Origin of the sequence: Niveibacterium sp. (assembly GCF_041909475.1) — a bacterium.
Classification (GTDB): Bacteria; Pseudomonadota; Gammaproteobacteria; order Burkholderiales; family Rhodocyclaceae; genus Niveibacterium.
On sequence record NZ_JAYRDJ010000035.1, the window covers coordinates 18,534 to 42,600 of the forward strand.

At 66.5% G+C, this 24,067-nt stretch carries 17 protein-coding genes and 1 riboswitch; of the genes, 15 read left to right on the forward strand and 2 right to left on the reverse strand.

Translation table 11 applies throughout. The features are described 5' to 3' along the window. The first annotated feature begins 13 nt into the window (after positions 1-13). A complete protein-coding gene (locus tag ACE3P0_RS17770) occupies positions 14-1,258 on the forward strand; it encodes an EAL and HDOD domain-containing protein (protein WP_374404086.1) in 1,245 nt (414 codons plus the stop codon). Continuing rightward, a complete protein-coding gene (locus ACE3P0_RS17775) occupies positions 1,255-3,267 on the forward strand; it encodes an ABC transporter substrate-binding protein (protein WP_374404088.1) in 2,013 nt (670 codons plus the stop codon). The genes ACE3P0_RS17770 and ACE3P0_RS17775 overlap by 4 nt, the downstream gene beginning before the upstream one ends. A gap of 9 nt (positions 3,268-3,276) precedes the next feature. Here the strand turns inward: ACE3P0_RS17775 and ACE3P0_RS17780 are convergent, their stop codons facing one another. After that, the gene (locus ACE3P0_RS17780) at positions 3,277-3,888 is read right to left on the reverse strand and encodes a TetR/AcrR family transcriptional regulator (RefSeq protein WP_374404089.1); all 612 of its coding nucleotides are present in this window, start codon (positions 3,886-3,888) and stop codon (positions 3,277-3,279) included. Between the two features lie 103 nt (positions 3,889-3,991). Here ACE3P0_RS17780 and ACE3P0_RS17785 point away from each other — a divergent pair, with 103 nt between their 5' ends. From ACE3P0_RS17785 to mlaD, 7 genes are all read left to right on the forward strand, one after another. Then, complete coding sequence (locus ACE3P0_RS17785) at positions 3,992-5,476, forward strand: efflux transporter outer membrane subunit (RefSeq protein WP_374404090.1); 1,485 nt, start codon at positions 3,992-3,994, stop codon at positions 5,474-5,476. A 2-nt stretch (positions 5,477-5,478) separates the two neighbouring features. Beyond that, entirely contained in the window at positions 5,479-6,606 is a 1,128-nt protein-coding gene (locus tag ACE3P0_RS17790) for an HlyD family efflux transporter periplasmic adaptor subunit (RefSeq protein ID WP_374404091.1), read from the forward strand. An 8-nt stretch (positions 6,607-6,614) separates the two neighbouring features. Then, positions 6,615-8,159 carry a DHA2 family efflux MFS transporter permease subunit gene (locus tag ACE3P0_RS17795; RefSeq protein WP_374404093.1) on the forward strand — a complete coding sequence of 515 codons (1,545 nt, stop codon included), beginning with the start codon at positions 6,615-6,617 and terminating at the stop codon, positions 8,157-8,159. Positions 8,160-8,335: 176 nt separating this feature from the next. Further along, the gene (locus ACE3P0_RS17800) at positions 8,336-9,529 is read left to right on the forward strand and encodes an efflux RND transporter periplasmic adaptor subunit (protein ID WP_374404094.1); all 1,194 of its coding nucleotides are present in this window, start codon (positions 8,336-8,338) and stop codon (positions 9,527-9,529) included. A 13-nt stretch (positions 9,530-9,542) separates the two neighbouring features. Beyond that, entirely contained in the window at positions 9,543-12,710 is a 3,168-nt protein-coding gene (locus ACE3P0_RS17805; RefSeq protein WP_374404095.1) for an efflux RND transporter permease subunit, read from the forward strand. After that, positions 12,710-14,197 carry an AdeC/AdeK/OprM family multidrug efflux complex outer membrane factor gene (gene adeC / locus ACE3P0_RS17810; protein ID WP_374404096.1) on the forward strand — a complete coding sequence of 496 codons (1,488 nt, stop codon included), beginning with the start codon at positions 12,710-12,712 and terminating at the stop codon, positions 14,195-14,197. The genes ACE3P0_RS17805 and adeC overlap by 1 nt, the downstream gene beginning before the upstream one ends. Positions 14,198-14,240: 43 nt before the next feature. Further along, positions 14,241-14,696 carry an outer membrane lipid asymmetry maintenance protein MlaD gene (gene mlaD, locus ACE3P0_RS17815; protein WP_374404097.1) on the forward strand — a complete coding sequence of 152 codons (456 nt, stop codon included), beginning with the start codon at positions 14,241-14,243 and terminating at the stop codon, positions 14,694-14,696. Between the two features lie 67 nt (positions 14,697-14,763). Here mlaD and ACE3P0_RS17820 read toward each other — a convergent pair whose 3' ends face one another. Next, on the reverse strand, positions 14,764-16,038 hold the full coding sequence (locus ACE3P0_RS17820) for a Glu/Leu/Phe/Val dehydrogenase (RefSeq protein ID WP_374404098.1): 1,275 nt from the start codon (positions 16,036-16,038) through the stop codon (positions 14,764-14,766). Positions 16,039-16,271: 233 nt separating this feature from the next. Here ACE3P0_RS17820 and ACE3P0_RS17825 point away from each other — a divergent pair, with 233 nt between their 5' ends. From ACE3P0_RS17825 to ACE3P0_RS17850, 6 genes are all read left to right on the forward strand, one after another. Next, the gene (locus tag ACE3P0_RS17825; protein ID WP_374404099.1) at positions 16,272-18,260 is read left to right on the forward strand and encodes a DUF1631 family protein; all 1,989 of its coding nucleotides are present in this window, start codon (positions 16,272-16,274) and stop codon (positions 18,258-18,260) included. A 122-nt stretch (positions 18,261-18,382) separates the two neighbouring features. Then, positions 18,383-19,462, forward strand: coding sequence for a GGDEF domain-containing protein (locus ACE3P0_RS17830; RefSeq protein ID WP_374404101.1), 1,080 nt, complete (start codon positions 18,383-18,385; stop codon positions 19,460-19,462). 100 nt (positions 19,463-19,562) lie between these two features. Continuing rightward, on the forward strand, positions 19,563-21,392 hold the full coding sequence (malZ, locus tag ACE3P0_RS17835) for a maltodextrin glucosidase (protein ID WP_374404102.1): 1,830 nt from the start codon (positions 19,563-19,565) through the stop codon (positions 21,390-21,392). Between the two features lie 3 nt (positions 21,393-21,395). Next, complete coding sequence (locus ACE3P0_RS17840) at positions 21,396-22,298, forward strand: carbohydrate kinase family protein (protein ID WP_374404103.1); 903 nt, start codon at positions 21,396-21,398, stop codon at positions 22,296-22,298. A gap of 49 nt (positions 22,299-22,347) precedes the next feature. Next, complete coding sequence (locus tag ACE3P0_RS17845) at positions 22,348-23,517, forward strand: MFS transporter (protein WP_374404104.1); 1,170 nt, start codon at positions 22,348-22,350, stop codon at positions 23,515-23,517. An 86-nt stretch (positions 23,518-23,603) separates the two neighbouring features. Continuing rightward, positions 23,604-23,774 carry a hypothetical protein gene (locus ACE3P0_RS17850; RefSeq protein WP_374404105.1) on the forward strand — a complete coding sequence of 57 codons (171 nt, stop codon included), beginning with the start codon at positions 23,604-23,606 and terminating at the stop codon, positions 23,772-23,774. A gap of 98 nt (positions 23,775-23,872) precedes the next feature. Beyond that, positions 23,873-24,026, forward strand: a riboswitch (yybP-ykoY riboswitch). The last annotated feature ends 41 nt before the right edge of the window (positions 24,027-24,067 follow it).

Genomic DNA, 24,067 nt, shown 5'->3' on the forward strand with positions numbered 1-24,067 from the left:
CGTAATCACCGACATGACTGATTCCAGTACGGCCTTCCTCGGCCGCCAGCCGATCCTGGATCGCGACAAGAAGCTGGTCGCGTTCGAGTTGTTGTTCCGCGGCGGCAAAGAGAACCGGGCCGAGGTCACCAACGACACGGAAGCGACCGCTGTCGTGCTGACGCGCGCCTTCTCCGACCTCGGCATCGACGCCGCGCTTGGCGCCGGGCTCGGCTTCATCAACTGCGACGCGAATCTGTTGCTCTCCGACGCGATCGAGGTGCTGCCTTGCGACCGCATCGTGCTGGAGATCCTCGAGACGGTCGATCCGACGCCCGAGGTGCTGGCACGTTGTCGCGTGTTGCGGGAAAAAGGCTTCATGCTGGCGCTGGATGACTACATCGGCGCCGAAGACCGCTTCCGCGAGCTGCTGTCGATGGTCGATTTCATCAAGGTCGACATCCAGCCGCTCGACGAGGCCGCGCTGCGAGCGCTGGCCGAACGCTTGCGACCGCTGGGTGTACCGCTGCTGGCCGAAAAGGTCGACACGCAGGCGCAGGCCGATCTGTGCCGCGACCTCGGCTTCGAGTTGTTCCAGGGCTATTTCTTCGCGCGGCCGACGATCCTTGCGCAACGCAAGCTCGACCACAACGAAATGACGCTGCTGCGGCTGCTGGGCCTCGTCATGGAGGATGCCGACACCGAAGCCCTGGAAGCGGTCGTGAAGCCCGATCCGAGCCTGACGGTGAACCTGCTGCGCCTGGTGAACTCGGCCGGCTCCGGGCTGCGCAGCCCGGTGCATTCGCTGCGCCATGCGATCACGGCACTCGGGCGCCGACCTCTGCAGCGCTGGATCCAGCTCCTGCTGTTCGCGCGCCCCGGCAGCCACAGCCAGAACGACCCGCTGATGATCCTCGCGGCCACCCGCGGCCGCACGATGGAAATCCTCGCCGGCACGCCGGACAGCAGCCTCTACCGCCTGCGCGACGAAGCCTTTCTCGCCGGCATCGTGTCGCTGTTACCGGCGCTGCTGAGGACTCCGATGGACGACATCCTCAAAGGTCTGCCGGTTTCTGCCACACTAAGCGCCGCAGTGCGGGAACGCGCCGGGCCGCTCGGCGCCTTGCTACACTTGGTGGAAACTTTGGAGGGCGCGGACCAGGACGCATTCCTTGACGCGCTCGCGCACTGCCCGGGCATTGCGCCGATGGCGGTGTTTGCCGCTGAGGCCTCAGCCATGACATGGGCATCACAGATCGGCAAACCCGTATCGGAATGACTTTCAAGACGCCCGCGCACCAGACCCACCTGCCCGCCGCACTTCGCGGCGCATTGGCTTTTCTGGTGCTGGGTATCCTCACGCTCGTCAGCATCGGCGCGCCGGCCGCCGCAGCGCCCGAGCAGGATCGTGTCACCCTGCAACTCAAGTGGCGCCATCAGTTCCAGTTCGCCGGCTACTACGCGGCGCTCTACAAAGGCTACTACTGGGACGCCGGGCTCGACGTCGAGATCCGCGAGGCCAACGAAGGCGAAGACCCGATCCAGCAGGTGCTGGCCGGGCGCGCCGACTTCGGCGTTGGCACCAGCGAACTGCTGCTGCTGCGCAACGCCGGCAAGCCGGTCGTCGTGCTGGCGGTGATCTTTCAACATTCGCCGCTGGCGCTGGTGGCGCGCCGCGACAGCGGCGTCCGCAGCCTGCACGATCTGGCCGGCAAACGGGTGATGATCGAACCGAACTCGGCCGAGCTGTTCGCCTACCTGCAGCGCGAAGGCATTGCTTCGGACTCGCTGCAACTCGTCACGCACAACTTCAATGTGCAGGATCTGGTGGCCGGCAAGCTCGATGCGATGTCGGTGTATTCGACAGACGAGCCCTTCGAGCTGGGCGAAGCCGACGTCGCCTACGAGCTTTTCGAGCCCCGCTCCGCCGGCATCGACTTCTATGGTGACAACCTGTTCACCACCGAAGCGCAGATCCGCAAGCATCCGGATCGGGTCCGAGCGTTCCGCGAAGCCACGCTGAAAGGCTGGGCCTACGCGATGCGGCACCCGGAAGAGATCATCAACCTGATCCTGACGCAGTATGGTGACCGCCACAGCGCCGAGCACCTGCGTTACGAGGCCAAGGTGATGGAACGCCTGTTGCAGCCGACGCTGGTGGAACCGGGCTACATGCACGTCGGGCGCTGGCAGCACATCGCCGACACCTATGCCGAGTTGGGCCTGATTCCGGCGGGCAGCTCACTGGATGGCTTCCTCTACGAAGAGGCAACGGCCGGTGATGACGATCGCACGCGGCGCTGGTTGATGGTCGCACTCGCCGCCATGCTTCTGATCGCGGCGGGCAGCGCCTATGTCCTGCGCCTGAACTGGCGCCTGAACGCCAGCCGCGAACGCCAGCGGGTGATCATCGATACCGCACCGCTCGCGCTGATCGTGCTGAGCGACGACGACAAGATCCAGGACTGGAACCAGGCAGCCGAACGGACCTTCGGCTGGAAACTGGAAGACGCCCGCGCGCGCAATCTGCTCGACTTGCTCGCGCCCGATACCGAACGCGCCGCGATGCGTACGCTGCTGGACGAGACGCGCCGCGAATCGAGCGGCAGCCATGCCGGTGAAACCTGGACAAACACCGCGGCAGGCCGACGCATCCGTTGCGACTGGCGCTTCGCGGTGATGCCATCAAGCGATGGCCGCCACCACCGCGTGGTGGCAATGGCGATTGACGTGACAGCGCAGCGCGAACTCGAGAGCCGCCTGCAGTTAATGGCACACGCCGATCCGCTGACCGGGCTGGCCAACCGCTCGCTGTTCTACGACCGCCTTGAACGCGCGCTGTCGCTGGCACAAAGGCACACCGGCCATATCGCGCTGATCTACATCGATCTCGACGACTTCAAGCAGGTGAATGACACCCAAGGCCATGAAGCCGGCGACATCGTGCTGCGCACGGTGGCGATGCGCCTGCGCAGGTTGATCCGCGATTCAGATACCGTCGCCCGCATCGGCGGCGACGAATTCGTGATCCTGCTGCTCGACGTGCCGGACCGCGACGCCGCACTGATCGTCGCGCACAAGGCCGCGGAGGCCGTCAGGATGTCGATCGAAGTGCGCCCGGCCCAATTCGCACATATCGGCGCGAGCATCGGTGTGAGCCTCAGCCCGCAGCATGGCAACACGGCTGAAGCCTTGCTGCGCGCGGCCGACGCAGCGATGTACCGCGTCAAGCATGGCGGCAAGCACGGCGTTGCCGTGGCGCACAGCAACGACGCCGGCGCGAGCTAGCCCACCGACTCAACCCGCTTCGCGGGGACCATAGGCCGCGAAGAACACATCCAGCGCACGGCTCACGATCGCCGAAATTTCCTCCGGCGTGAATTCCTCCACCAGCCTGAACAGCAGCGGCTCAAGCGTCTCGGCGTCGGTCAGGCCGCGCAGGTGTTGCGCCGCGACGCGGCAGTCGCACTGCCGTAACTGCCCGCGCTCCATCGCCGAGCGCAGATAGCTCTCGATCTTTACCGCCCCCTTGCCCGGCCCGTTCTCGTAGAACAGCGGCCCTACCCCTTGTCGGCCGGACTCGGCAATCACGGTGCGCCGCATCGAGATGAACGCCGGCGAACCAAAGACCCTCAGCGCGTGTTCGCAGAAGCGCTGCAGCACGCTGCGCAGATCGGGATCCGGCTTGAGCAGGCTGAAGGCCTGTTCGATATGGTCACGCGCCGCCTGCAGCGTGACCTCGACCAGTAGCGCCTCCTTCGACGGGAAGTAGTTGTAAAGGGTCGCCTTCGAGCCGCCGACGCGGCTCGCGATCTCGGCCATCGAGGTGTTTTCGAAACCCTGCTCGCGGAATGCCGCGGCGGCGATGTCGACGATCCGCTGCCGGCGCTCTTCGGTCTTGCTCCGCATTCTTTAACCCTTTTTTAAACTCACCCGTACAGTTTTGATTGACAGGCGCACATCGTCAAGTTTTAATTGAACCGTACAGTTCAGTTATAACAGGAATGCCCCCGTGATAACCTCTTCGATTGATCCAGCACATACCGCCGCCACTTCGCGGCCGAGACGCCTCCCCGCCCTGCTATCGGCCGCAAGCCTTCTCGCACTGGGCGCCTGTGCCCAGCTTCCAAGTCTCGATACGCCGGCCGAGCCGAAACCGGCTAGCGCCTATACCAGCGAACAGTCTTTTGCCGCGCCAGTCGCCCAGTGGCCGCAGGACGCCTGGTGGACGAGCTATGGCGACGCCCAGCTCGATCAGCTGATCGCCGAGGCACTCCAGGGCGCACCCAGCCTCGCCGCCGCGCGCGCCCGCCTCGCTCGGGCCGAGGGCAGCGCCCAGGTCGCCGGCGCGGCGCGTCTGCCGCAAGTGAGCGCCAACGCTTCGGCCAACGAGCAGCACCAGAGCTACAACTACCTGACGCCGCGTTCGATGACGCCGGAGGGCTGGAACGACTACGGCCGCGCAACGCTCGATTTCAGCTGGGAGCTGGATTTCTGGGGCAAGAACCGCGCGGCGCTCGCTGCCGCCACCTCGGAAGTCGAAGCCACGCGCGCCGACGCCGCACAGGCGCGGCTTGCGCTGTCGGCCTCGATCACCGCGGCCTACGCCGAGCTCGCCCGCCTCTACGCAGCGCGCGACACAGCAGAAGCGGCGGTGCAGGTGCGTACCAAGACCGCCACGCTGTTCCGCCAGCGCTACGACAACGGGCTCGAAACGCTCGGCAGCGTGCGCCAGGTCGACGCCCGCCGCGCCGCCGCAAAAGGCGACCTGCTCGCCACCGATGAACAGATCGCGCTGCAGAAGAACCGCCTCGCCGCGCTGCTCGGCGCCGGGCCGGACCGCGGCATTGCGATCGCCCGCCCCAGCGTGAGCCTCGACCGTGGCTTCGGGCTGCCGTCGGCCCTCAACGCCAACCTGCTCGGCCGTCGGCCGGACGTGGTTGCCGCGCGCCTGCGCGCCGAAGCAGCCGCCAAGCGCATCGACCAGCGCACCGCGGAGTTCTACCCGGACATCAATCTTTCCGCCTTCATCGGCGTGCAGTCGCTGGGGCTGGATCTGCTGACCAAGCCAGGCTCCTTCGTCGGCAGCATCGGGCCGGCGATCTCGCTGCCGATCTTCTCCGGCGGACGCCTGCGCGGCCAGTTGCGCGGCGCCAACGCTGACTATGCCGAAGCGGTCGCCAACTATGACGCCGCGGTGACGCAGGCGCTGCACGACGTAGCCGATGCCGCCACCGGCCAGCGCGCGCTCGGCGCCCAGCTCGCGAAGGCGGACGAAGCGGTGAATGCAGCGCGCGAGGCCTGGCGCATCGCGAACAACCGCTACGACGGCGGCCTCTCGAACTACCTCGACGTGCTGACCGCCGAGGACGCCCTGCTCGCCAGCCTGCGCTCGCTCACCGACATGCAGTCGCGTGCCTTCACGCTCGACGTCGCGCTGGTGCGCGCGCTGGGCGGTGGCTACCAGAACAACACAGATATCTCCCCGAGGAATTGATCATGTCCGACACACAAACCACGACGCTCCCTGCCCCCGACAACACGCTGCGCCGCAAGCGCCTGTTCGCCGCCCTCGGTGGCGTCATCGCCATCAGCGCAATCGGCTACGGCCTCTACTGGCACTTCCACGCGTCACGCTTCATCAGCACCGACAACGCCTACACCGCTGCCGAAGTGGCCCAGGTCACACCCTCGGTCGGCGGCACTGTCGCCGCCGTGAAGGTGGTGGACACGCAAAGCGTGAAGCAAGGTGACATCCTCGTCGTTATCGACGACACCGACGCCCGCCTCGCGCTCGCGCAGGCCGAAGCCGAGCTGGGCCGGGCGGTGCGCCGCGTAAAGGGTTACGTCGCCAACGACAGCGGCCTCTCGGCGCAGATCCAGGCGCGCGACGCAGACGAACGCCGTGCCGCCGCGCAACTCGTCGCGGCGGAGTCCGACTTCGAACGTGCCGAGATCGACCTGAAGCGCCGTGAAGCGCTCGCCGGCTCGGGTTCGGTGTCCGGCGAAGAGCTGACCCGCGCGCAGAACGCATTTGCAACCGCGCGCGCCAACCTCGACGTAGCCCGTGCCGCCGCGGCACAAGCCCGCGCCAATCGCGCCGCCGCGCTCGGCACCCGCGAAGCGAACGCAGTGCTGATTGAAAATGCCGACCTCGAAAGCAACCCGGAAGTCGCGCTCGCACGCGCCCGCCGCGATCAAGCCCGCGTCGATCTGGAACGCACCGTGGTCCGCGCCCCGGTGGACGGCGTCATCGCCCGCCGCCAGGTACAGGTCGGCCAGCGCATCCAGGCCGGCGCGCCGCTGCTGAACGTGGTGCCGGTGCAGCAGATGCATGTGGACGCCAACTTCAAGGAAGTGCAGCTCGACCGCGTGAAGATCGGGCAGACCGTTGAACTGCACTCCGACCGCTACGGCAGTGACGTGGTCTATCACGGCGTCGTCGAAGGTATTTCGGGCGGCACCGGCGCCGCGTTCGCGACGATCCCGGCGCAGAACGCCACCGGCAACTGGATCAAGGTCGTGCAGCGTCTGCCGGTGCGCGTGCGCCTGAAGGCCGAAGAGCTGATCGAGCGTCCGCTGCAGGTGGGCCTCTCGATGGTCGCGACGATCGACACCCGCAACTGAGCGAAGCCATGTCCGCGAACACCACGCTTCACTCGGGCGACGCGCCGCTGCATGGCGGCGCGCTGTGGGCGGCGGCCCTGGTACTGGCCGCCGCCAACTTCATCGCCGTGCTCGACATGACGATCGCGAACGTGTCGGTCAACAGCATCGCCGGCGGCTTGGCAGCATCGACCAGCCAGGGCACCTGGGTCATCACCTCCTACGCGGTGGCGGAAGCCATCACCGTGCCGCTGACCGGCTGGCTCGCGGCGCGCTTCGGCGCGGTGCGCGTCTTCGTCGGCGCGATGATGATGTTCGGCGTGTTCTCCGCGCTGTGCGGCTTCGCCAACTCGCTAGGCTTCCTGGTCGCGGCACGGGTGCTGCAAGGCCTTGCTGGCGGCCCGATGATGCCGCTGTCGCAAACGCTGATGTTGCGCATCTTCCCGAGGGAGAAGCAGGGGGCTGCCATGGGCTTGTGGGCGATGACGACGCTGATCGCGCCAATCCTCGGTCCCATCCTCGGCGGCTGGATCTGCGACCGTTTCTCTTGGCCGTGGATCTTCTACATCAACGTGCCGGTCGCGATCACCTGTGGCCTGATCGCCTGGCGAATGCTCAAGCGCTACGAGCATCCTCTCGAACGCGTGCCGGTCGACAAAGTGGGCCTCGGCCTGCTGGTGATCTGGGTCGCCGCGCTGCAGATCATGCTCGATGAGGGCAAGCAGCTCGACTGGTTCTCCTCCCCCACGATCTGGGTGCTCGCGATCGTCGCCGCGATCGGATTTGCCGCGTTCATGATCTGGGAGCTCACCGAAGCACATCCGATCGTCGATCTACGCGTGTTCCGCCACCGTGGCTTCGCCGCCAGCGTGCTGACGATCAGCCTCGCCTTCGGTGCCTTCTTCGGTGCCAACGTGCTGACACCGATGTGGCTGCAGAGTTACATGGGCTACACGGCAACCTGGGCCGGCATGACCACCGCATGGAGTGGTGTGCTCGCGGTGCTGGTGGCGCCGATCGCGGCGGGCCTCTCGGCGAAGGTCGATCCGCGCCCGCTGGTGTTTGGTGGCGTGGTGTGGCTTGGCCTCGTGACGCTGTTGCGCGTCGTCGCGAACACCGACATGGACTACTGGCAGATCGCGCTGCCGCTGTTGCTGATGGGGCTCGGGATGCCCTTCTTCTTCGTGCCGCTGAACGGGCTCGCGCTCGGCAGCGTCGAAGAATCGGAAACCGCGTCTGCCGCCGGCCTGCTGAACTTCCTGCGCACCGTGTCGGGCGCCTTCGCCACCTCGCTCGTCACGACCCTGTGGGAAGACGGTAGCGCCGAAAAGCACGCCGAACTGGCCGGCCTCATCGACCCGCAGGGCGCCAGCGCACAAGCGCTTGCACAGCAAGGCATGCCGGCCGATGCGGTGCGCGCGACGCTGGACCAGATCACGCAAGGCCAGGCGGTGATGGTGGCCACCAACGACTTGCTGCTGATGGTCGGCATCGCGTTCTTCATCGCAGCGTTTGCGATCTGGCTCGCACCGCGACCGACACGAGTCGTGGATGCCGCCGCAGCGGGCCACTGATGCACGCCACCACGCGACGCCCCGCTAAGCCCCCCTTAAGCCTGCCCGGCAAGACTGGCGCTCGCCGGCCCGCACGCCCGCGTGCGCCGGCACCACGACCCACCCCGAAACACGCGGCGCGCCCCGATCTGATGGACGCGCCGCACACCCCGCCGATACCAAGAACGAGGTTACGCATGCCGTGTTCCGTAAATCAAAAACTGTTGGCCAGCCTGGTCGCGCTCGCCTGCCTGCAGGGTCTTTCCGCCTGCAGTGCAGACAGCAAGGCCCAGCAAAACGGCCCCGCAAAGACACCCGCAGTCGCCGTTGTAACACTGGCCGACGCGCCGCTGGCGGTGACCACCGAGCTCGCCGGTCGCACCACGCCCTACCTGATCGCGGAAGTGCGCCCGCAGATCAACGGCATCGTGCAGAAGCGCAACTTCGTCGAAGGCGGCGAAGTCCGTGCCGGTGAGGCGCTCTACCAGATCGACCCGGCCACCTATGAAGCGGCAGAAGCCAGCGCACGCGCCACGCTGGCACGCGCCGAGGCGAGCCTCGCCACCGCGAAGGCGAAGGCCACGCGATACGCGGATCTGGTCAAGATCAACGCCGTCAGCCAGCAAGACGACGACGACGCGAGCGCCGCCCTGAAACAAGGCGAGGCCGATGTGCTGGCCGCCCGCGCTGCGCTGAAGACCGCACAGATCAACCTTGCCTATACCCGCGTCGCGTCGCCGATCAGCGGCCGCATCGGCAAGTCGAGCGTCACGCCGGGTGCGCTGGTGACCGCCAACCAGGCCGCCACGCTGACGACGGTGCAACAACTCGACCCGATCTATGTGGACGTGACGCAGTCGAGCGCCGACCTGCTCCGCCTCAAGCGCGAACTGGCTGAGGGTGCGTTGAAGCAGGATGACGCCGGGCAGGCGAAGGTGAAGCTGCGCCTGGAAGACGGCAGCCTCTACCCGCTTGAGGGCAAGTTGCAGTTCTCGGACGTGACGGTGGACCAGAACACCGGCATGGTCACGGTGCGAGCGGTCTTTCCCAATCCGCAGAAGCTGTTGCTCCCCGGCATGTATGTGCGTGCCGTGATGGAAGAAGGCATCAAGGAGAAAGCGCTTGCCGTGCCGCAGCAAGGCGTGACGCGCAACACCAAGGGCGAACCGGTGGTGATGCTGGTGGGGGCCGACAACAAGGTCGAAGCCCGCACGATCAAGACCAGCCGCACGATCGGCGACAAGTGGCTGGTGAGCGACGGCCTGAAGGCCGGCGACCGCGTCATCGTCGAGGGGCTGCAGAAGATCAAGCCGGGCATTCCGGTCACCGTCGTCGACGCCGCCGCCGCCGCACCGCACGCTACCGCCAGCGCGCCGGCAGCCGCGAAGTAAGGGGGGTCGGCACATGTCCCGTTTCTTCATCGACCGGCCCATCTTCGCGTGGGTCATCGCGATCGTCATCATGCTCGCTGGCGTGCTGGCGATCGATACGCTGCCGGTTGCGCAGTACCCCTCGATCGCGCCGCCCGCCGTCACCATCTCCGCCACCTACCCCGGCGCCTCGGCCAAAGCGGTGGAGGATTCGGTCACCCAGGTGATCGAGCAGAAGATGAAAGGGCTGGACGGCATGATGTACATGTCCTCCAGCTCCGACTCGACCGGCTCGGTATCAATAACGATCACCTTCAAGGCCGGCACCAACCCCGACATCGCCCAGGTGCAGGTGCAGAACAAGCTGGCGCTCGCCACGCCCTTGCTGCCCAGCGCTGTGCAGCAGCAAGGCGTGCAGGTCGCCAAGGCGCGCACCAGCTTCCTGCTCGTGCTCGGCTTCGTGTCGGAAGACGGCAGCCTGAACACCGTCGACCTGGGTGACTACGTTGCCGCCAGCGTGCAGGACGTGATTGCCCGTGTCGACGGCGTCGGCGAAACGCAGCTGTTCGGTGCGCAGTACGCGATGCGCGTCTGGCTCGATCCGGCCAAGCTGCAGAAATTCAAGTTGATGCCGTCCGACGTCAGCGGCGCGATCGCCGCGCAGAACGCGGAAGTCTCGGCCGGCCAGCTGGGCGGTCTGCCCGCCGTGCAAGGCCAGCAGCTCAACGCAACGATCACCGCGCAAAGCCGCCTGCAGACACCCGAGCAGTTCGGCAACATCATCCTGCGTACCGGCGCCGACGGCGGCACGGTGCGCTTGCGCGATGTCGCGCGCGTCGAACTGGGCGGTGAGTCGTACGACACCGTCGCGCGCTACAACGGCAAGCCGGCGGTCGGCCTGGCGGTGAAGCTCGCCACCGGCGCCAACGCATTGCAGACCGCCAACGCCGTCAAGAAGGCACTGAGCGGGCTGGAACAGTATTTCCCGGCTGGCGTGAAGGCGGTGGTGCCCTACGACACCACGCCCTTCGTGAAGATCTCGATCGAGGAAGTGGTCAAGACCCTGCTCGAAGCGATCGTACTGGTCTTCGTCGTGATGTACCTGTTCCTGCAGAACTTCCGCGCGACGCTGATCCCGACCATCGCGGTGCCTGTCGTGCTGCTTGGCACGTTCGGAGTGTTGTCAGTGGCTGGCTACTCCATCAACACGCTGACGATGTTCGCGATGGTGCTGGCGATCGGCCTGCTGGTGGACGATGCGATCGTCGTGGTGGAGAACGTTGAACGCGTGATGAGCGAGGAAGGCCTCTCGCCCAAGGAAGCGACACGCAAGTCGATGGGCCAGATCACCGGCGCGCTGATCGGCATCGCGCTGGTGCTCTCCGCCGTGTTCGTGCCGATGGCCTTCTTTGGCGGCTCGACCGGCGTGATCTACCGCCAGTTCTCGCTGACCATCGTGTCGGCGATGGTGCTGTCGGTGTTCGTTGCGCTGATCCTCACGCCGGCGCTGTGCGCAACGCTGCTCAAGCCGGTCGAGAAGGGTCATACCGCCGGTGAAGGCGGCCTGCTCGGCGGCTTCTTCGGCTGGTTCAACCGTTCGTTCGAGCGCACCAACGCCGGCAGCCAGAGCATCGTCGCCCGCATGCTCGGCCAGCGCCGCCGCTATCTCGTGATCTACGCCCTCATCGTGGTCGGCATGGCCGCGCTGTTCATGCGCCTGCCGACCTCCTTCCTGCCGGAAGAAGACCAGGGCTTCCTGCTCTCGCAAGTCACGCTGCCGGCTGGTGCGACCAGCGAGCGCACGCTCGAAGTCGTCAAGCAACTGGAGCACCACTTCCTCGTCGACCAGAAGGAGGCCGTGCAATCGGTGATGACCGTCACCGGCTTCAGCTTCGCCGGCCGCGGCCAGAACGCGGCGATCGGCTTCGTGAACCTGCGCGACTGGAGCGAACGCAAGCGCCCGGATCTGAAGGCAAGCGCCGTCGCCGGCAAGGCAATGGGCGCCTTCTCGCGCATCCGCGACGCGATGGTGTTCGCCTTTGCGCCGCCTGCGGTCACCGAGTTGGGTAACGCCACCGGTTTCGACTTCCAGTTGCAGGACCGCGCCGGCCTCGGCCACGAAGCGCTGGTCGCCGCGCGCAACCAGTTGCTCGGCATGGCCGCGCAGAACCCGCTGCTGGTGGCGGTGCGCCCGAACGGGCAGGAAGATACGCCGCAATACCGGCTCGACATCGACCTCGCCCGCGCTGGCGCCTTGGGCGTTTCTCAGGCCGACATCAACAGCACGATTTCAACGGCCTGGGGCAGTGCCTACGTCAACGACTTCGTCGACAAGGGCCGCGTGAAGAAGGTGTACCTGCAGGGCGACGCAAACGCCCGCATGGCGCCGGAGGATCTGGCGCGCTGGTACGTGCGCAACAGCAGCGGCAACATGGTGCCCTTCTCGTCCTTCGCCAGCGCCCACTGGGCCTTTGGCTCACCGCGCCTGGAGCGCTACAACGGCATGTCCTCGGCCGAGATTCTCGGCCAGGCCGCACCGGGCCGCAGTACCGGCGAGGCGATGACGGCGATGGAAGAGATGGCCGCCAAGCTGCCGCCGGGCATCGGCTTCGAGTGGACCGGCGTGTCCTTCCAGGAGCGCTTGTCCGGCGCACAGGCGCCCGCGCTCTACGCGATCTCGATGCTGGTGGTGTTCCTGTGCCTTGCCGCGCTGTACGAGAGCTGGTCGATCCCGTTCTCGGTCATGCTGGTCGTGCCGTTGGGCGTGATCGGCGCGTTGCTGGCTGCGTGGTCACGCGGTCTGTCGAACGATGTGTACTTCCAGGTCGGCCTGCTGACCACCATCGGCCTGTCAGCCAAGAACGCCATCCTGATCGTCGAATTCGCCAAGGCGCAGATGGAGCACGGCAAGGGCCTCATCGAAGCCACGCTGGAAGGCGTGCGGCTGCGCCTGCGCCCGATCCTGATGACCTCGCTCGCCTTCGTGCTCGGCGTGCTGCCGCTGGTGATCGCGAACGGGGCCGGGTCCGGTGCGCAGAACGCAATCGGCACTGGCGTGATGGGCGGCATGATCACCGCCACGGTGCTCGCGATCTTCTTCGTTCCGGTGTTCTTCGTAGCGGTTCGCCATGTCTTCCCCGCGAAGATCGTGCCGACACACGGCGACACCACCCCTGAAACTTCTTCCACGGAGGCCCACTGATGCGTGCCCCCTGCCTGTTGTCGCCCCTCGTCGCAGCACTGCTCACGGCCTGTTCGCTGGCCCCCATCTACCAGCGGCCGGACAGCCCGGTGCCCGCCGCCTACGCGGATGTGGTCACCGACTCCGGCGCCGCAAAGGCGAAGACTGACGCGCCGGCAAACGGCGCCACGGCCGACATCGCCTGGCGCGAGTTCTTCACCGATCCGCAGCTGCAGAAGCTGATCGAAACCGCCCTCGCCAATAACCGCGATCTGCGCGTCGCGATGCTCAATGTGCAGAAGACGCAGGCGCAGTACCAGATCCAGCGCGCCGACCTGGTGCCGCATCTGAGTGCCGTCGCCTCCGGTTCCAACGTCGGCACGCCGGGCGATCTGACCAGCTCCGGCCAACCCGTGATCTCACGCAAATACGCCGTTGAGGCCAGCGTCGCGGCCTATGAGCTGGATCTCTTCGGCCGCGTGCGCAGCCTCAACGACCAGGCGCTGGAGACCTACTTCGCAACCGAATCGGCCGCACGCGCCAGCCGCATCACGCTGATCGCCGAAGTCGCCAGCGCCTGGCTAACGTATGCAGCCGATCTCGAACGCCTGCGCCTCGCGCGTGAGACGCTGAGCAGCCAGCAGCAATCGCTGACGCTGACGCAGAAACGCTTCGAGGTCGGTGCCTCGTCGGCGCTGGATGTACGGCAGGCACAGACCACCGTGGAATCGGCCCGCGTCGATGTCGCGCGATACACCGCGCTGGTCGCACAGGATCGCAACGCGCTCGCGCTGCTCGTCGGCGCGCCGCTGGATGCCGCGCAGTTGCCGGCGTCGCCGATCGACGCGCTCAACGGCCTCGCGGAGATTCCGGCCGGTTTGTCGTCCGACCTGCTCGAACGCCGGCCCGATGTGGTTGAGGCCGAGCACCTGCTCAAGGGCGCCAACGCCAACATCGGTGCGGCGCGCGCGGCCTTCTTCCCGCGCATCGCGCTCACCGCCAGCGCCGGCACCGCCAGCGCCAGCCTCGCAGGCCTGTTCGACAGCAGCGGCACAGTGTGGAGTTTCGCGCCGACGATCAGCCTGCCGATCTTCTCAGGCGGCGCCAACATCGCGAACCTTGAGGTCGCCAAGGTGTCGCGCGACATCGCGGTGGCGCAGTACGAGAAAGCGATCCAGACGGCCTTCCGTGAAGTCTCCGACGCGCTCGCGACGCGCGCCACGGTCGACGAACAACTCGCCGCGCAGCAGGCACTGACCGACGCCACGGCGGACAGCTTCAAGCTGGCGCAGGCGCGCTTCGACCGCGGGGTGAGCAACTACCTCACGGTGCTCGATGCGCAACGCGCGTACTACAGCGCGCAGCAAACCCTGATCTCGACACGGCTGGCAAGGCTGTCGAACCAGGTCACGCTGTACAAGTCGCTCGGTGGCGGCTGGCGCGACAACGCGGGCAGACAAGAGATGGCGCGAGCGGCGGCCGACAGGCTGACCACCGCTCGCGCCTGATTCCGCCAGCCACTGTTGCCCCGACACACCCCGGAGTCGTTTGATGGATCTGCGCCGCATCGAGTTCGCAGTAGGGATTGTCATGCTTTGCGGCATCGCAGCGCTCGTCGTTGCCGGGTTGCGTGGGAGCGGTGCGCTCACTGCGCAAGCGGCGCCGTATCCGCTGCACGCACGCTTCGAACACATCGGCGGCCTGCGGCCGCAGGCGCCGGTCAAGGCGGCCGGCGTCGTGGTCGGGCGGGTCAGCGCGATTGGCTACGACATTACGCCCGGCGTCGCCCGCGTCGACATGACGATCGACCCCCGCTGTCGCTTCCCCGCCGACACCCGCGCGAGCATCCGCAACGCCGGCCTGCTCGGCGAACAGCACATCGCACTGTCACCGGGTGGTGATGTGCGCTTGCTCGCTGGGGACGACACGGTCTCCCGTACGCAATCAGCGCTGGTGCTCGAAGACCTGATCGGCCGGCTGCTGTACGACAAGGCGCAGGCACGTTGAAATCGGCGCAGCGCGCATGAAAAAGGGGCCACAAGGCCCCTTTCCTTTTCTCACACGGCGTTCCGGATCACGGATACAGGCCACGCTCCTCGCGCGCCTGCAGGATGCGCGTACAGGCGACAACAAAGGCCGCGGTGCGAATCGGGATCTTGTGCTCGTGCGCGGTATCCCAGATCTTGCGGAACGCTTCGGACAGGATGCGTTCGAGCCGCATGTTGATCTCGTCTTCGCTCCAGAAGAAGCTGGCGATATCCTGCACCCACTCGAAGTACGACACCGTCACGCCGCCCGCGTTGGCGATCACATCGGGAATCACCAGCACGCCCTTGTTGGTGAGGATGTCGTCGGCTTCCGGCACCGTCGGGCCGTTGGCGCCTTCGAGCACGACGCGGGTCTTGATGCGGCGTGCTCGATCAGGCGTGACTTGGCCTTCGAGCGCCGCCGGGATCAGGAACTCCGTCTCAACATCCCAGAACTGCTCGTTCGGAATCACCTCCGCGCCCGGGCACTTCGCGATGCCGCCATCGCGGCGCAGCGTGGCCATCAGCTCGGCGATGTCGAGCCCGTTCGGGTTGTAGATCGTGCCGGTGTGGTCCTGCACTGCAACGATCTTCGCACCGTTGCCGGCGAAGAGTTCCGCCGCCGCGCTGCCGACGTTGCCGAAGCCCTGCACGGCCACGCGAGCGCCGTTGATCTGCAGATCGATGCGCCGTGCAACCTCGCGCCCGATCACGAAGACGCCTCGGCCGGTGGATTTGAGGCGGCCGAGCGAACCGCCCAGCTCGATCGGCTTGCCGGTCACCACGCCGGTCGCGGTGGCGCCGACGTTCATCGAGTAGGTGTCCATCATCCAGGCCATGATCTGGCCGTTGGTGTTCACATCCGGCGCGGGGATGTCCTTGTCCGGCCCGATGATCAGGCCGATCTCGCTGGTATAGCGGCGCGTGAGCTTCTCGAGCTCTTTCTTCGACAGCGTCTTCGGGTCGACGCGGATGCCACCCTTGGCGCCGCCGTAGGGCAGATTCACCGCAGCGTTCTTCACCGTCATCCACGCCGACAGCGCCATCACCTCTTCAAGCGTGACATCCGGGTGGAAGCGCACGCCGCCCTTGCCCGGCCCGCGCGACAGGTTGTGCTGCACACGGAAGCCTTCGAAGTGCCGGATGCTGCCATCGTCCATCTCGATCGGAATGTCGACGATCAGCGCGCGCTTCGGCCGCCGCAGCGTCTCGGCCCAGCGCGCCAGATGCCCCAGATACGGCACCACGCGCTCGACCTGTTCGAGGTATGTCGCCCACGGCCCCCCGGCCGTAGTCGCGACGTATGAAAGCCCGTTCATCATGTCTCCCCCGTTACGGGTGTTGCTTTTGACAACATTTATGAATGGCCCGGCGGGCCACAAAAAGGGCAGGATCACCGCCCTGCGCCGCATTCTGCCGCGCCTCCGGCGCCAAAAACCCAAGACGCGGCGACAAGGACTTGCCTGGATGCGCCGCACGCAGCGCTGCCTCGCAGAGGTATAGTGACTTCGCCGCGGCAAACTGCCCTGGCCGTTATCGACCTGACGACTGCGACATGACCGACGCCCCCTCGCCCGCTTCATCCACGCTTGCCGAGCAACTGGTTGCGCACGGCCGCAACGCCCTGCTGCAAACGCTTGACGAAGTGGCGCGTGACAACGGCTTCAGCCATCCGGAAGCGCTCGAAGGCATGCGCCGCGGCGCCATCGAAAGCCACGACGAGCTGGCCGGTCTGCGCGACCGCCGCGGCTTTGAAAATGCACGCGGCCTCACCGCATCACGGATCAGCCTGGTGCACGAGGAAGACCTCGAATTCACGATCCGCATCAACGATCTGGCGCGGCGGCTACGCGAACGCTGCGAGCGCGAACTGGGCCGCCTGCATCTGCGCTACATGACCCTGCTGGATCAGAGCGACGACGCTGCACTGGAACAACTGCCGGTAGGCCCGGAAACCGCCTGCTGCGCACTGCGTGCGCTGTCGGACGCCGCGGGGCTGGACCCCGCCTCGCGCCTGCGGCTGCTGGAGCGGATCGAGCCGCGGCTGGCGAGCGGGCTCAACACGCTCTACGCACAGCTCAATCGCGAACTCGAAAGCCGCGGGGTCGAACCGAAATCCCTGGTCCGCGGTAACACACAAACGCCGACTACAGCGCCACGGGGCCCCGCGAGCGACGCCCATGCCTGGGGTGCCGGCAGCTTTGGCGAACTGCACCGTGCCGCCGTCACCCGCCTCGGCGGTGGCAGTGGCGCGGCGATCGACGCAACGCTCGCTGCCGCTGTGCGCGAACAGGTGCTGGGTTGGCTCGACACACAACAGGCCAACGCGGTGGCGGGCGGCGATGTCGCTGCGCTGAGCGGCAGCGATCTGGGGCCGCTGCTTGGGCCGCGCGAACGCGCTGCGGTGGATGCGCTGGAACATGTGTTCCAGGTGATCGAGCAGGACCGCAAGCTCGCCGCACCGGTGCGCAGTGCGCTGGCCACGCTGTCGCTGCCGATGATGAAGCTCGCACTGCTCGACCCGGACATGCTGGATGCGCCGGAGCACCCCGCGCGACAACTGATCAACGCAATCGGCGAGTGTGCGCACGGCATGTCGCCCTCCGCCAACGCCGAACACCCGGTGTGTGTGTTCATCAAGGCAGTCTGCGCAGGCGTGCTGCGCGATTTCGGCCGTGACGCCGCGGTATTCGAACATGCCCTCACAAGCGTCGAGCGGGTCTCCGCCGAACGCCGCGTGCTGGCAATCCAGCTGGCGACTGCATCGAACGCCCTCGCCGCACGCATCGAACGCGAAGAAGCCGCGTTGCGCTTTGCCTCAAAGGCGATCCGCGCGCTCTCGAGCGAAGGCGTGCCGAACGTTGTGCGTGGCTTTCTCGAACAGCACTGGCTGCGCGTGCTGCAAACGACCCTTGCATCGCACGGCGACAAGAGCCCGGAATGGCGCAACCAGCTGATGGTGGCAGACCGCCTGATCTGGAGCGTGCAGCCCAAGACCACGCCCGAAGAGCGACAACAGTTGCTGAAGCTGCTGCCGGAACTGCTTCGCCGCGCGGCCGATGGGCTGGCGCTGGTCGGCATCAGCGAGCTGCAGGCGCGCGAACTGCTGGCGCCCTGCATGCAGTTCCACACCGCGGCAATCAATGGCCAGGCGGCGCCCGCCGATGTGCCCTACGCTGCGCCGCAGCCCACCCTTGAGTTCGGCAGTATTGGCGACGGCCCCAGCCTGAAGGTGTTGCGCCTGAACGGCGCGCCGGGTCGCGAGGCCCAAGCGAACGCCGAGCTTGCAGCACTTGCCGTGGGCGACTGGATCGAGTTCTCGCTGCCCGACAACCGGCGGGTGCGGGGCTGCGTTGGCTGGATCGGCCCGGGCCGCCACGCGCTCGTGATCTGCGACCCGGATCGCCGCGGCGTGATGGGCGTGACGATACGGGCGCTGGAGCGCGAACTGGCGACCGGCGACGCCCGCCGGCTCGACCCGACGCCACTCTTCGAGGCTGCCTCGTCCGCAGCGCTCAAACGCCTGCGTGGCGGCGCGCAGTAGGCAGGCGCATCCAGCCTGACACGCCGGTTCGACGGTGCAGGCAGCAACATTCAAGCTTTGGGTTGGTCGACCCGTAGGTCAGCAAACGGCTCCCACCAACCCTCAATCGCGAGCGACGCCTGTTGGAAGCGACGACCTTCACCAATGTGCAGATCGAACGCGCGCAGCGCCTGCGGCTGCGGCGCTGCCTGCTGTCGTGCCTGTTCTACGCCGCCAGCGCAAGCTTGCTGGCAGTCGCGTGTGGCATGGGGCTGTTTCCGCGCAACGCGCTCTACCTGGTGTTGGTGAGTTTCTTCTGCACGCCCGCGCTCTTTGTCGCGGTCATTGCGAGCGGCGCCAACCTGCGCCGGCGCGACCCTTCGCTGACCGAAGCGCAGATTGCGGCCGCAATGCTCAACTGCACGCTGGTGCTGACCTTTGCAGGGCCGCTGCGCGGCATCGTGATGCTCGCCTACGTGCTTCCGCTGCAGTTCGGCGCATTTGCGCTGACCACCCCGATCCTGCTACGACTTTGCCTGATTCCCGCCGCAGGTCTGCCGTTAACGATCGCAGCAAGCCACTGGATCGGTATGCGGGGCGCCGCGCTGGAACTGGAGCTGGTGCAGTGGATGGCCTTGATGCTGGTGCTGCCATTCACCGCCTACGTGGCCGGCCGGCTGTTCGAATACACCCATTACAAGCGCCTCTCCGACCACGACGAACTATCCGGCCTGTACAACCGGCGCGCGGCGCTCGCCTACCTTGATCAGCTGACCCGACTCTCCCCCCCCAACCAGGTGGACTTCTGCGTTGCGGTGCTCGATTTCGATCACTTCAAGCAGATCAATGACCGCTTCGGCCATGCCGCCGGCGACGAGGTGATCCGCGACTTTGCGTTGCTCGCGCGCGACAACCTGCGCAAGGGCGACGTGATTGCACGCTGGGGGGGCGAGGAGTTCGTCGTTGTGTTGCACGGCGACTGCGAACAGGCGCTCAACAGCATCGAGCGACTGCGCGAGGCCTGCGCAAACCATGTCGTCACAGCGATCGGCGACGTCGTCACGCTGTCGGCCGGCCTCGCCCGGCACCAACCGGGCGAGTCGATTGCGAGCGTCATCGAGCGCGCAGACCATGCGCTCTACGCCGCCAAGCACGCAGGCCGCAATCGCACCGAGCTCGCCAGCCTGGCACTCGATCGACGCCAGGCCGGCGCGCCACGGTAAAAGGCAGACGGATCTCCACCCCGCAAGATCCACCGCCTCTGCCGACGCAGGTGGATGACACCCTGGCTACAGTGCAAGCATCACGACTCAAGGAGCACACATGTTCCTGCTGCACCCCCAGGTTGAACCGTGGCTCGTCCGCGGTAACGAAGGCGTCAAGCTCACGCTGCTGACCGAGCGCAGCGAGGGCCTTACCGTGATGTTGCGTTGCGAGCCCGACAACGAGGCGCGCTTCATCAACATGACCCACACCGGCCGCGAAGCCGAACTACACCGTTTCGAAGCGACCTTGCCGTGGGATTCCGGCAACGACCCGACCGTGTATTGCTTCAAGGTCATCGAGGAAGGCAAGCAGTACTGGCTTGCCGGCGATGGCCAGCACCACCGCGTACCGCATCGCGACCAGATGTTCCGCATCAACCGGCGCGACACGCCGCCTGCCTGGGTGCGCGACCAGGTGTTCTATCAGATCTTCCCCGATCGTTTCTGCCAGGGCGACCCTTCGCTGGCGGTGCAGACCGGCGAATACACCTACGGCAGCGGCCGCATGAAGGTGGTGGCGAAGCGTTGGGGCGAGCCGGTAAATCCGGAACTGCCGGCCACCGAGTTCTACGGCGGCGACCTGATCGGCGTGCGCCGCAGCCTCGACTACCTGCAGAACGAGCTGGGCGTGACTGCGCTCTACCTCAACCCGATCTTCGTCTCGGGCAGCAACCACAAGTACGACACCGAGGACTACTACAACGTCGACCCGCATCTGGGCGGCAATGAGTCGCTCGCCGCGTTGTCGGCGGAGATGAAGTGTCGCGGCATGCGGCTGATTCTCGACGCCGTGGTGAACCACACCGGCACGAATCACCCGTGGTTCAACCTGCACGAGCGCCACGACAGCGTCGGCGCAATGCAGAGCGCCAAGTCGCCGTGGCGTGACTGGTACTACTTCGACGAGGCCGGCTACTACTACGGCTGGAACGGCCACAAGTCGCTGCCGGTGCTGGACTTCCGTTCGCAGGGCCTGCGCGACGCGATCTACGCGGGCCCTAACGCAGTGCTGCGCCACTGGATGCGCGCACCCTACAGCATCGACGGCTGGCGCTTCGACGTGATCCACATGCTCGGCGAGGGCCCCGGCTCGAACAACAACGCGCACTACGTGCGTGAATTCCGCAAGACGCTGCGCGAAGAGAACCCGCAAGCCTATGTGCTGGGCGAACACTTCAACGAAGCCACGCGCTGGCTGCAGGGCGATCAGGAAGACGGCGCGATGAATTATTACGGCTTCGCGCACCCGGTGCGCGAATGGCTGGCCGGTACCGACATCGCCTACCACGCCGCGCGGCTCGAAACCGCAGAGTTCGGCGCCTGGCTCGACTCGGCGCGCGGCCGCATTCCGTACGACAACCAGCTCACGCAACTCAACCTGCTCGACAGCCACGACACCGCGCGCTTCTTCACGCTGGTCGGCACCGACACCGATGCGATGAAACTCGCCGTGAGCCTGTTGTTCGCCTACCCCGGCGTGCCGTGCATTTACTACGGTGACGAGATCGGCATTGAAGGTGGTCAGGACCCGGATTGCCGCCGCTGTTTCGACTGGGATCGTAACCACTGGAACCGCGAGCTGTTCGACCATTACAAGGCCTTGATCGCGCTGCGCAAGGCCCGGCCGGAGCTGCGCCACGGCGCCTATCAGACCCTGCTGGCTGAAGGCGACACCTACGCCTTTGCGCGCTACACCAAAGACTCGGTCTCGGTGTTTGCGCTCAACCGCGGTGAGCGCCCGCATGCGGTGCGCCTGCCCTTGTGGGTGCTACCGCTGCACAAGAAGCGCTGGTGTGCACCGGGTGGCGAGCCGATCGCGAACGAGCCGGGCTGGATAACGACGATCCTGCCGCCGCGCTCGCATGTGATCCTGCTCGGCGAGGACTGAACCATGGCGCGCATCGCGGTGGCGGGGCTTTACACGCTGGAAACCAACCTGCGCATTGAGGGCTTTCCGCTACGCTACTACCCGGTTACCTACCCCTTTCACGGCATCACGCAGGCGCACGCCGGTGTCGGCCTGAATGTCGGCGTGGCGCTGACCGGACTCGGCCACGATGTGCAACTCGCCACGCTGATCGGGCAGGACGAACCGGGCGACAACCTGCTCGCCGCCCTGCCCCGCTTCGGGTTGGGTGGCGGCCACGTCGCACGGATCGCGTCCGCTACCTCGCAGTCGGTGATCCTCGTCGCGCCGGACGGCAATCGCCAGATCCACTGCGACCTGAAGGACCTGCAGGAGAACCACTACCCGCAAGAGAAGATCGACGACCTGCTCGCCGACGCGGCGCTGGCGGTGGTGTGCAACATCAACTTCGCACGCCCCCTGCTCGCCGCTGCACGCGAACGCGGCATCCCGATCGCGACCGATGTGCACGCGCTGAGTGATTTCGACGACGCTTACAACCGTGATTTCATGGTGGCAGCGGAGATCCTGTTCCTGTCACACGAGCAGTTGCCCTGCGCACCGCAGGAGGCCATCACCGCGCTTCGCTTGCGCTTCGACCCGCGCATTCTCGTTGTCGGGCTCGGCGCAAACGGGGCGCTGCTGTCGGAACGCGGCGCTGACACGGTGCATGTGCCGGCCGTTGCGCCGCACGGCGTGGTCAACACCATCGGTGCCGGTGACGCGCTGTTCTCCGCCTTCATCGATCAAACCTTGCGCGGTACCCTTGCACCGCTTGCGCTTCGTAACGCTGCGCTGTTTGCAGGCACGAAAATCAGCCAAAGTGGTGCTACCCGCGGGCTCATGAACGCCCCGCGCTTCGCAGAGGCGATTGCCGCAGCTTACTGAGGCGCCGACGCCCGCCCATCGTTCGCATACATCGATCTGGATTCATCGCATGTCCCGTATCACCCCGGTTGCCGCCCGCATTGCAACCAAAGCCCACTTCTTCGTCAGCGGCCTACTCTTTGCCACCTGGGGCGTGCATGTGCCCACGGTGAAAGCACATTACGCGCTGTCGGAATCCGCGCTCGCCGGCCTGATGCTGGCCTCCGGCATCGGCGCACTGATCGCGCTGACCCGCGTCGGCCATTGGGTGGCCAAACACGGCGCGCGCCCGGTCGTCATGGCCGGCGGTGTCGCCGTCGCAGCACCGCTGGTGCTGCTGCTGGGCATGCCCGGCTATCTCGCGATGCTGGTGCTGATGTTCACCTTCGGCCTTGCGACGGGCGCCTTCGATGTGGCGATGAACGCCGAGGCGGTGGCTGTGGAACACGCCTACGCGCGGCCGATCATGTCCTCCTTCCACGGCTTCTTCAGCCTGGGCGGCATGATCGGCGCAGGTATCGGCAGCCTCGTCGCCAGCGCCGGCATCGCACCGACGACCCATCTGCTGCTGGCCGGCGTGGGCGGTGGCGCAGTGATCCTGATCGCCAGTCGCTGGATGCTGCCGGACGAAGCCACACACTCGCCGGATGCGCCCAGCGAGGGCTTCAGCCTGCCGCCGGGGCCAATCTTGCTGCTGGGCCTGCTCGCAGCGCTGGGCCTGCTCGGCGAAGGCGCAATGTACGACTGGAGCACGCTGTACATGTCCAAGGAACTGGGCAGCCCGCAAGCCCAGGCCGCACTGGCCTACGGCGCCTTCTCGGCCGCGATGGCGACAGCCCGCTTTGGTGGCGACTGGGTGCGCGCGCATGTCGGGCCGGAACCGCTGCTGCGGGCCTCGGCCTGGCTCGCCGCCGTGGCGATGAGCGCCGCACTGCTGATCGCGCAACCCTGGGCCGCCCTGCTCGGCTTTGCGCTGGTCGGTATCGGTTTTTCCAACGTCGTACCGGTGCTATTCACCGCCGCGGCCCGGATTCCCGGCATCACCCCGGCACGTGGCATTGCTGGCGTGTCGAGCTGCGGCTACCTCGGCTTCATGATCGGGCCGCCCGTCATTGGCGCGATTGCGCAGCACTGGGGCCTGGGCATCGGGCTCTTCGTCGTCGCGGTGTTTGCAGCGCTGGTCGCGCTGCTGACCAAGCGTGCGCTGCGGCCACGCGATACGACTTCCGGCGCGAACTAAACGACAACCACTGGCATTGCATACAGTACAAATACTGTATAAGCTTCCAGCTACACGTTGTCTGATGCCCTCACCGGAGACCCGCCATGATCCGCCTGCCCCGCACCCTGACCTCCTCCGCCCTGCGTGCACCGCTGCGCGCCTGTGACGCCGCGCTGAGCCTGCGCGCGCTGGCAATGCTGGATGTTGTTCGCCGTCGTGGCCGCACCTGGGGCCTGCTCGCAACCTACGAAGAAGGCCGCCTCGGCCTGCGTTGATCCGCACCAGGCGAGGCGCGCCAGCCTCGCCGCCGCGGCCCGCGACGCTCACCCTGAGCGCACCACGTTCGACCATCGCCGCCGAACACGCTAGAATGCGCGCCGTCATTGGGGAGTAGCCGCCCTTCGCGCAAGCGTTGGGGCCTGCGTCAACACACTGGCCCACCCGGCCATGGCGCAGGCGGTTCCCGTACTTGGCAAGACCATTGACGAAGCGGCGCGGGGTTCATGAACCCCCCCGAGCCCGGGACCGCGGCAACAGAAAATATGACCTGTCTAAAATGGCCGCCGCC

Bases quoted from the DNA above. Each gene is read 5' to 3' on its own strand.
- ACE3P0_RS17845 (WP_374404104.1), top strand. From the start codon at position 22,348: ATGTCCCGTATCACCCCGGTTGCCGCCCGCATTGCAACCAAAGCCCAC.
- ACE3P0_RS17790 (WP_374404091.1), top strand. From the start codon at position 5,479: ATGTCCGACACACAAACCACGACGCTCCCTGCCCCCGACAACACGCTG.
- ACE3P0_RS17775 (WP_374404088.1), top strand. From the start codon at position 1,255: ATGACTTTCAAGACGCCCGCGCACCAGACCCACCTGCCCGCCGCACTT.
- mlaD (WP_374404097.1), top strand. From the start codon at position 14,241: ATGGATCTGCGCCGCATCGAGTTCGCAGTAGGGATTGTCATGCTTTGC.
- adeC (WP_374404096.1), top strand. From the start codon at position 12,710: ATGCGTGCCCCCTGCCTGTTGTCGCCCCTCGTCGCAGCACTGCTCACG.
- ACE3P0_RS17780 (WP_374404089.1), bottom strand. From the start codon at position 3,888: ATGCGGAGCAAGACCGAAGAGCGCCGGCAGCGGATCGTCGACATCGCC.
- malZ (WP_374404102.1), top strand. From the start codon at position 19,563: ATGTTCCTGCTGCACCCCCAGGTTGAACCGTGGCTCGTCCGCGGTAAC.
- ACE3P0_RS17825 (WP_374404099.1), top strand. From the start codon at position 16,272: ATGACCGACGCCCCCTCGCCCGCTTCATCCACGCTTGCCGAGCAACTG.
- ACE3P0_RS17805 (WP_374404095.1), top strand. From the start codon at position 9,543: ATGTCCCGTTTCTTCATCGACCGGCCCATCTTCGCGTGGGTCATCGCG.
- ACE3P0_RS17795 (WP_374404093.1), top strand. From the start codon at position 6,615: ATGTCCGCGAACACCACGCTTCACTCGGGCGACGCGCCGCTGCATGGC.
- ACE3P0_RS17800 (WP_374404094.1), top strand. From the start codon at position 8,336: ATGCCGTGTTCCGTAAATCAAAAACTGTTGGCCAGCCTGGTCGCGCTC.
- ACE3P0_RS17850 (WP_374404105.1), top strand. From the start codon at position 23,604: ATGATCCGCCTGCCCCGCACCCTGACCTCCTCCGCCCTGCGTGCACCG.
- ACE3P0_RS17840 (WP_374404103.1), top strand. From the start codon at position 21,396: ATGGCGCGCATCGCGGTGGCGGGGCTTTACACGCTGGAAACCAACCTG.
- ACE3P0_RS17770 (WP_374404086.1), top strand. From the start codon at position 14: ATGACTGATTCCAGTACGGCCTTCCTCGGCCGCCAGCCGATCCTGGAT.
- ACE3P0_RS17820 (WP_374404098.1), bottom strand. From the start codon at position 16,038: ATGATGAACGGGCTTTCATACGTCGCGACTACGGCCGGGGGGCCGTGG.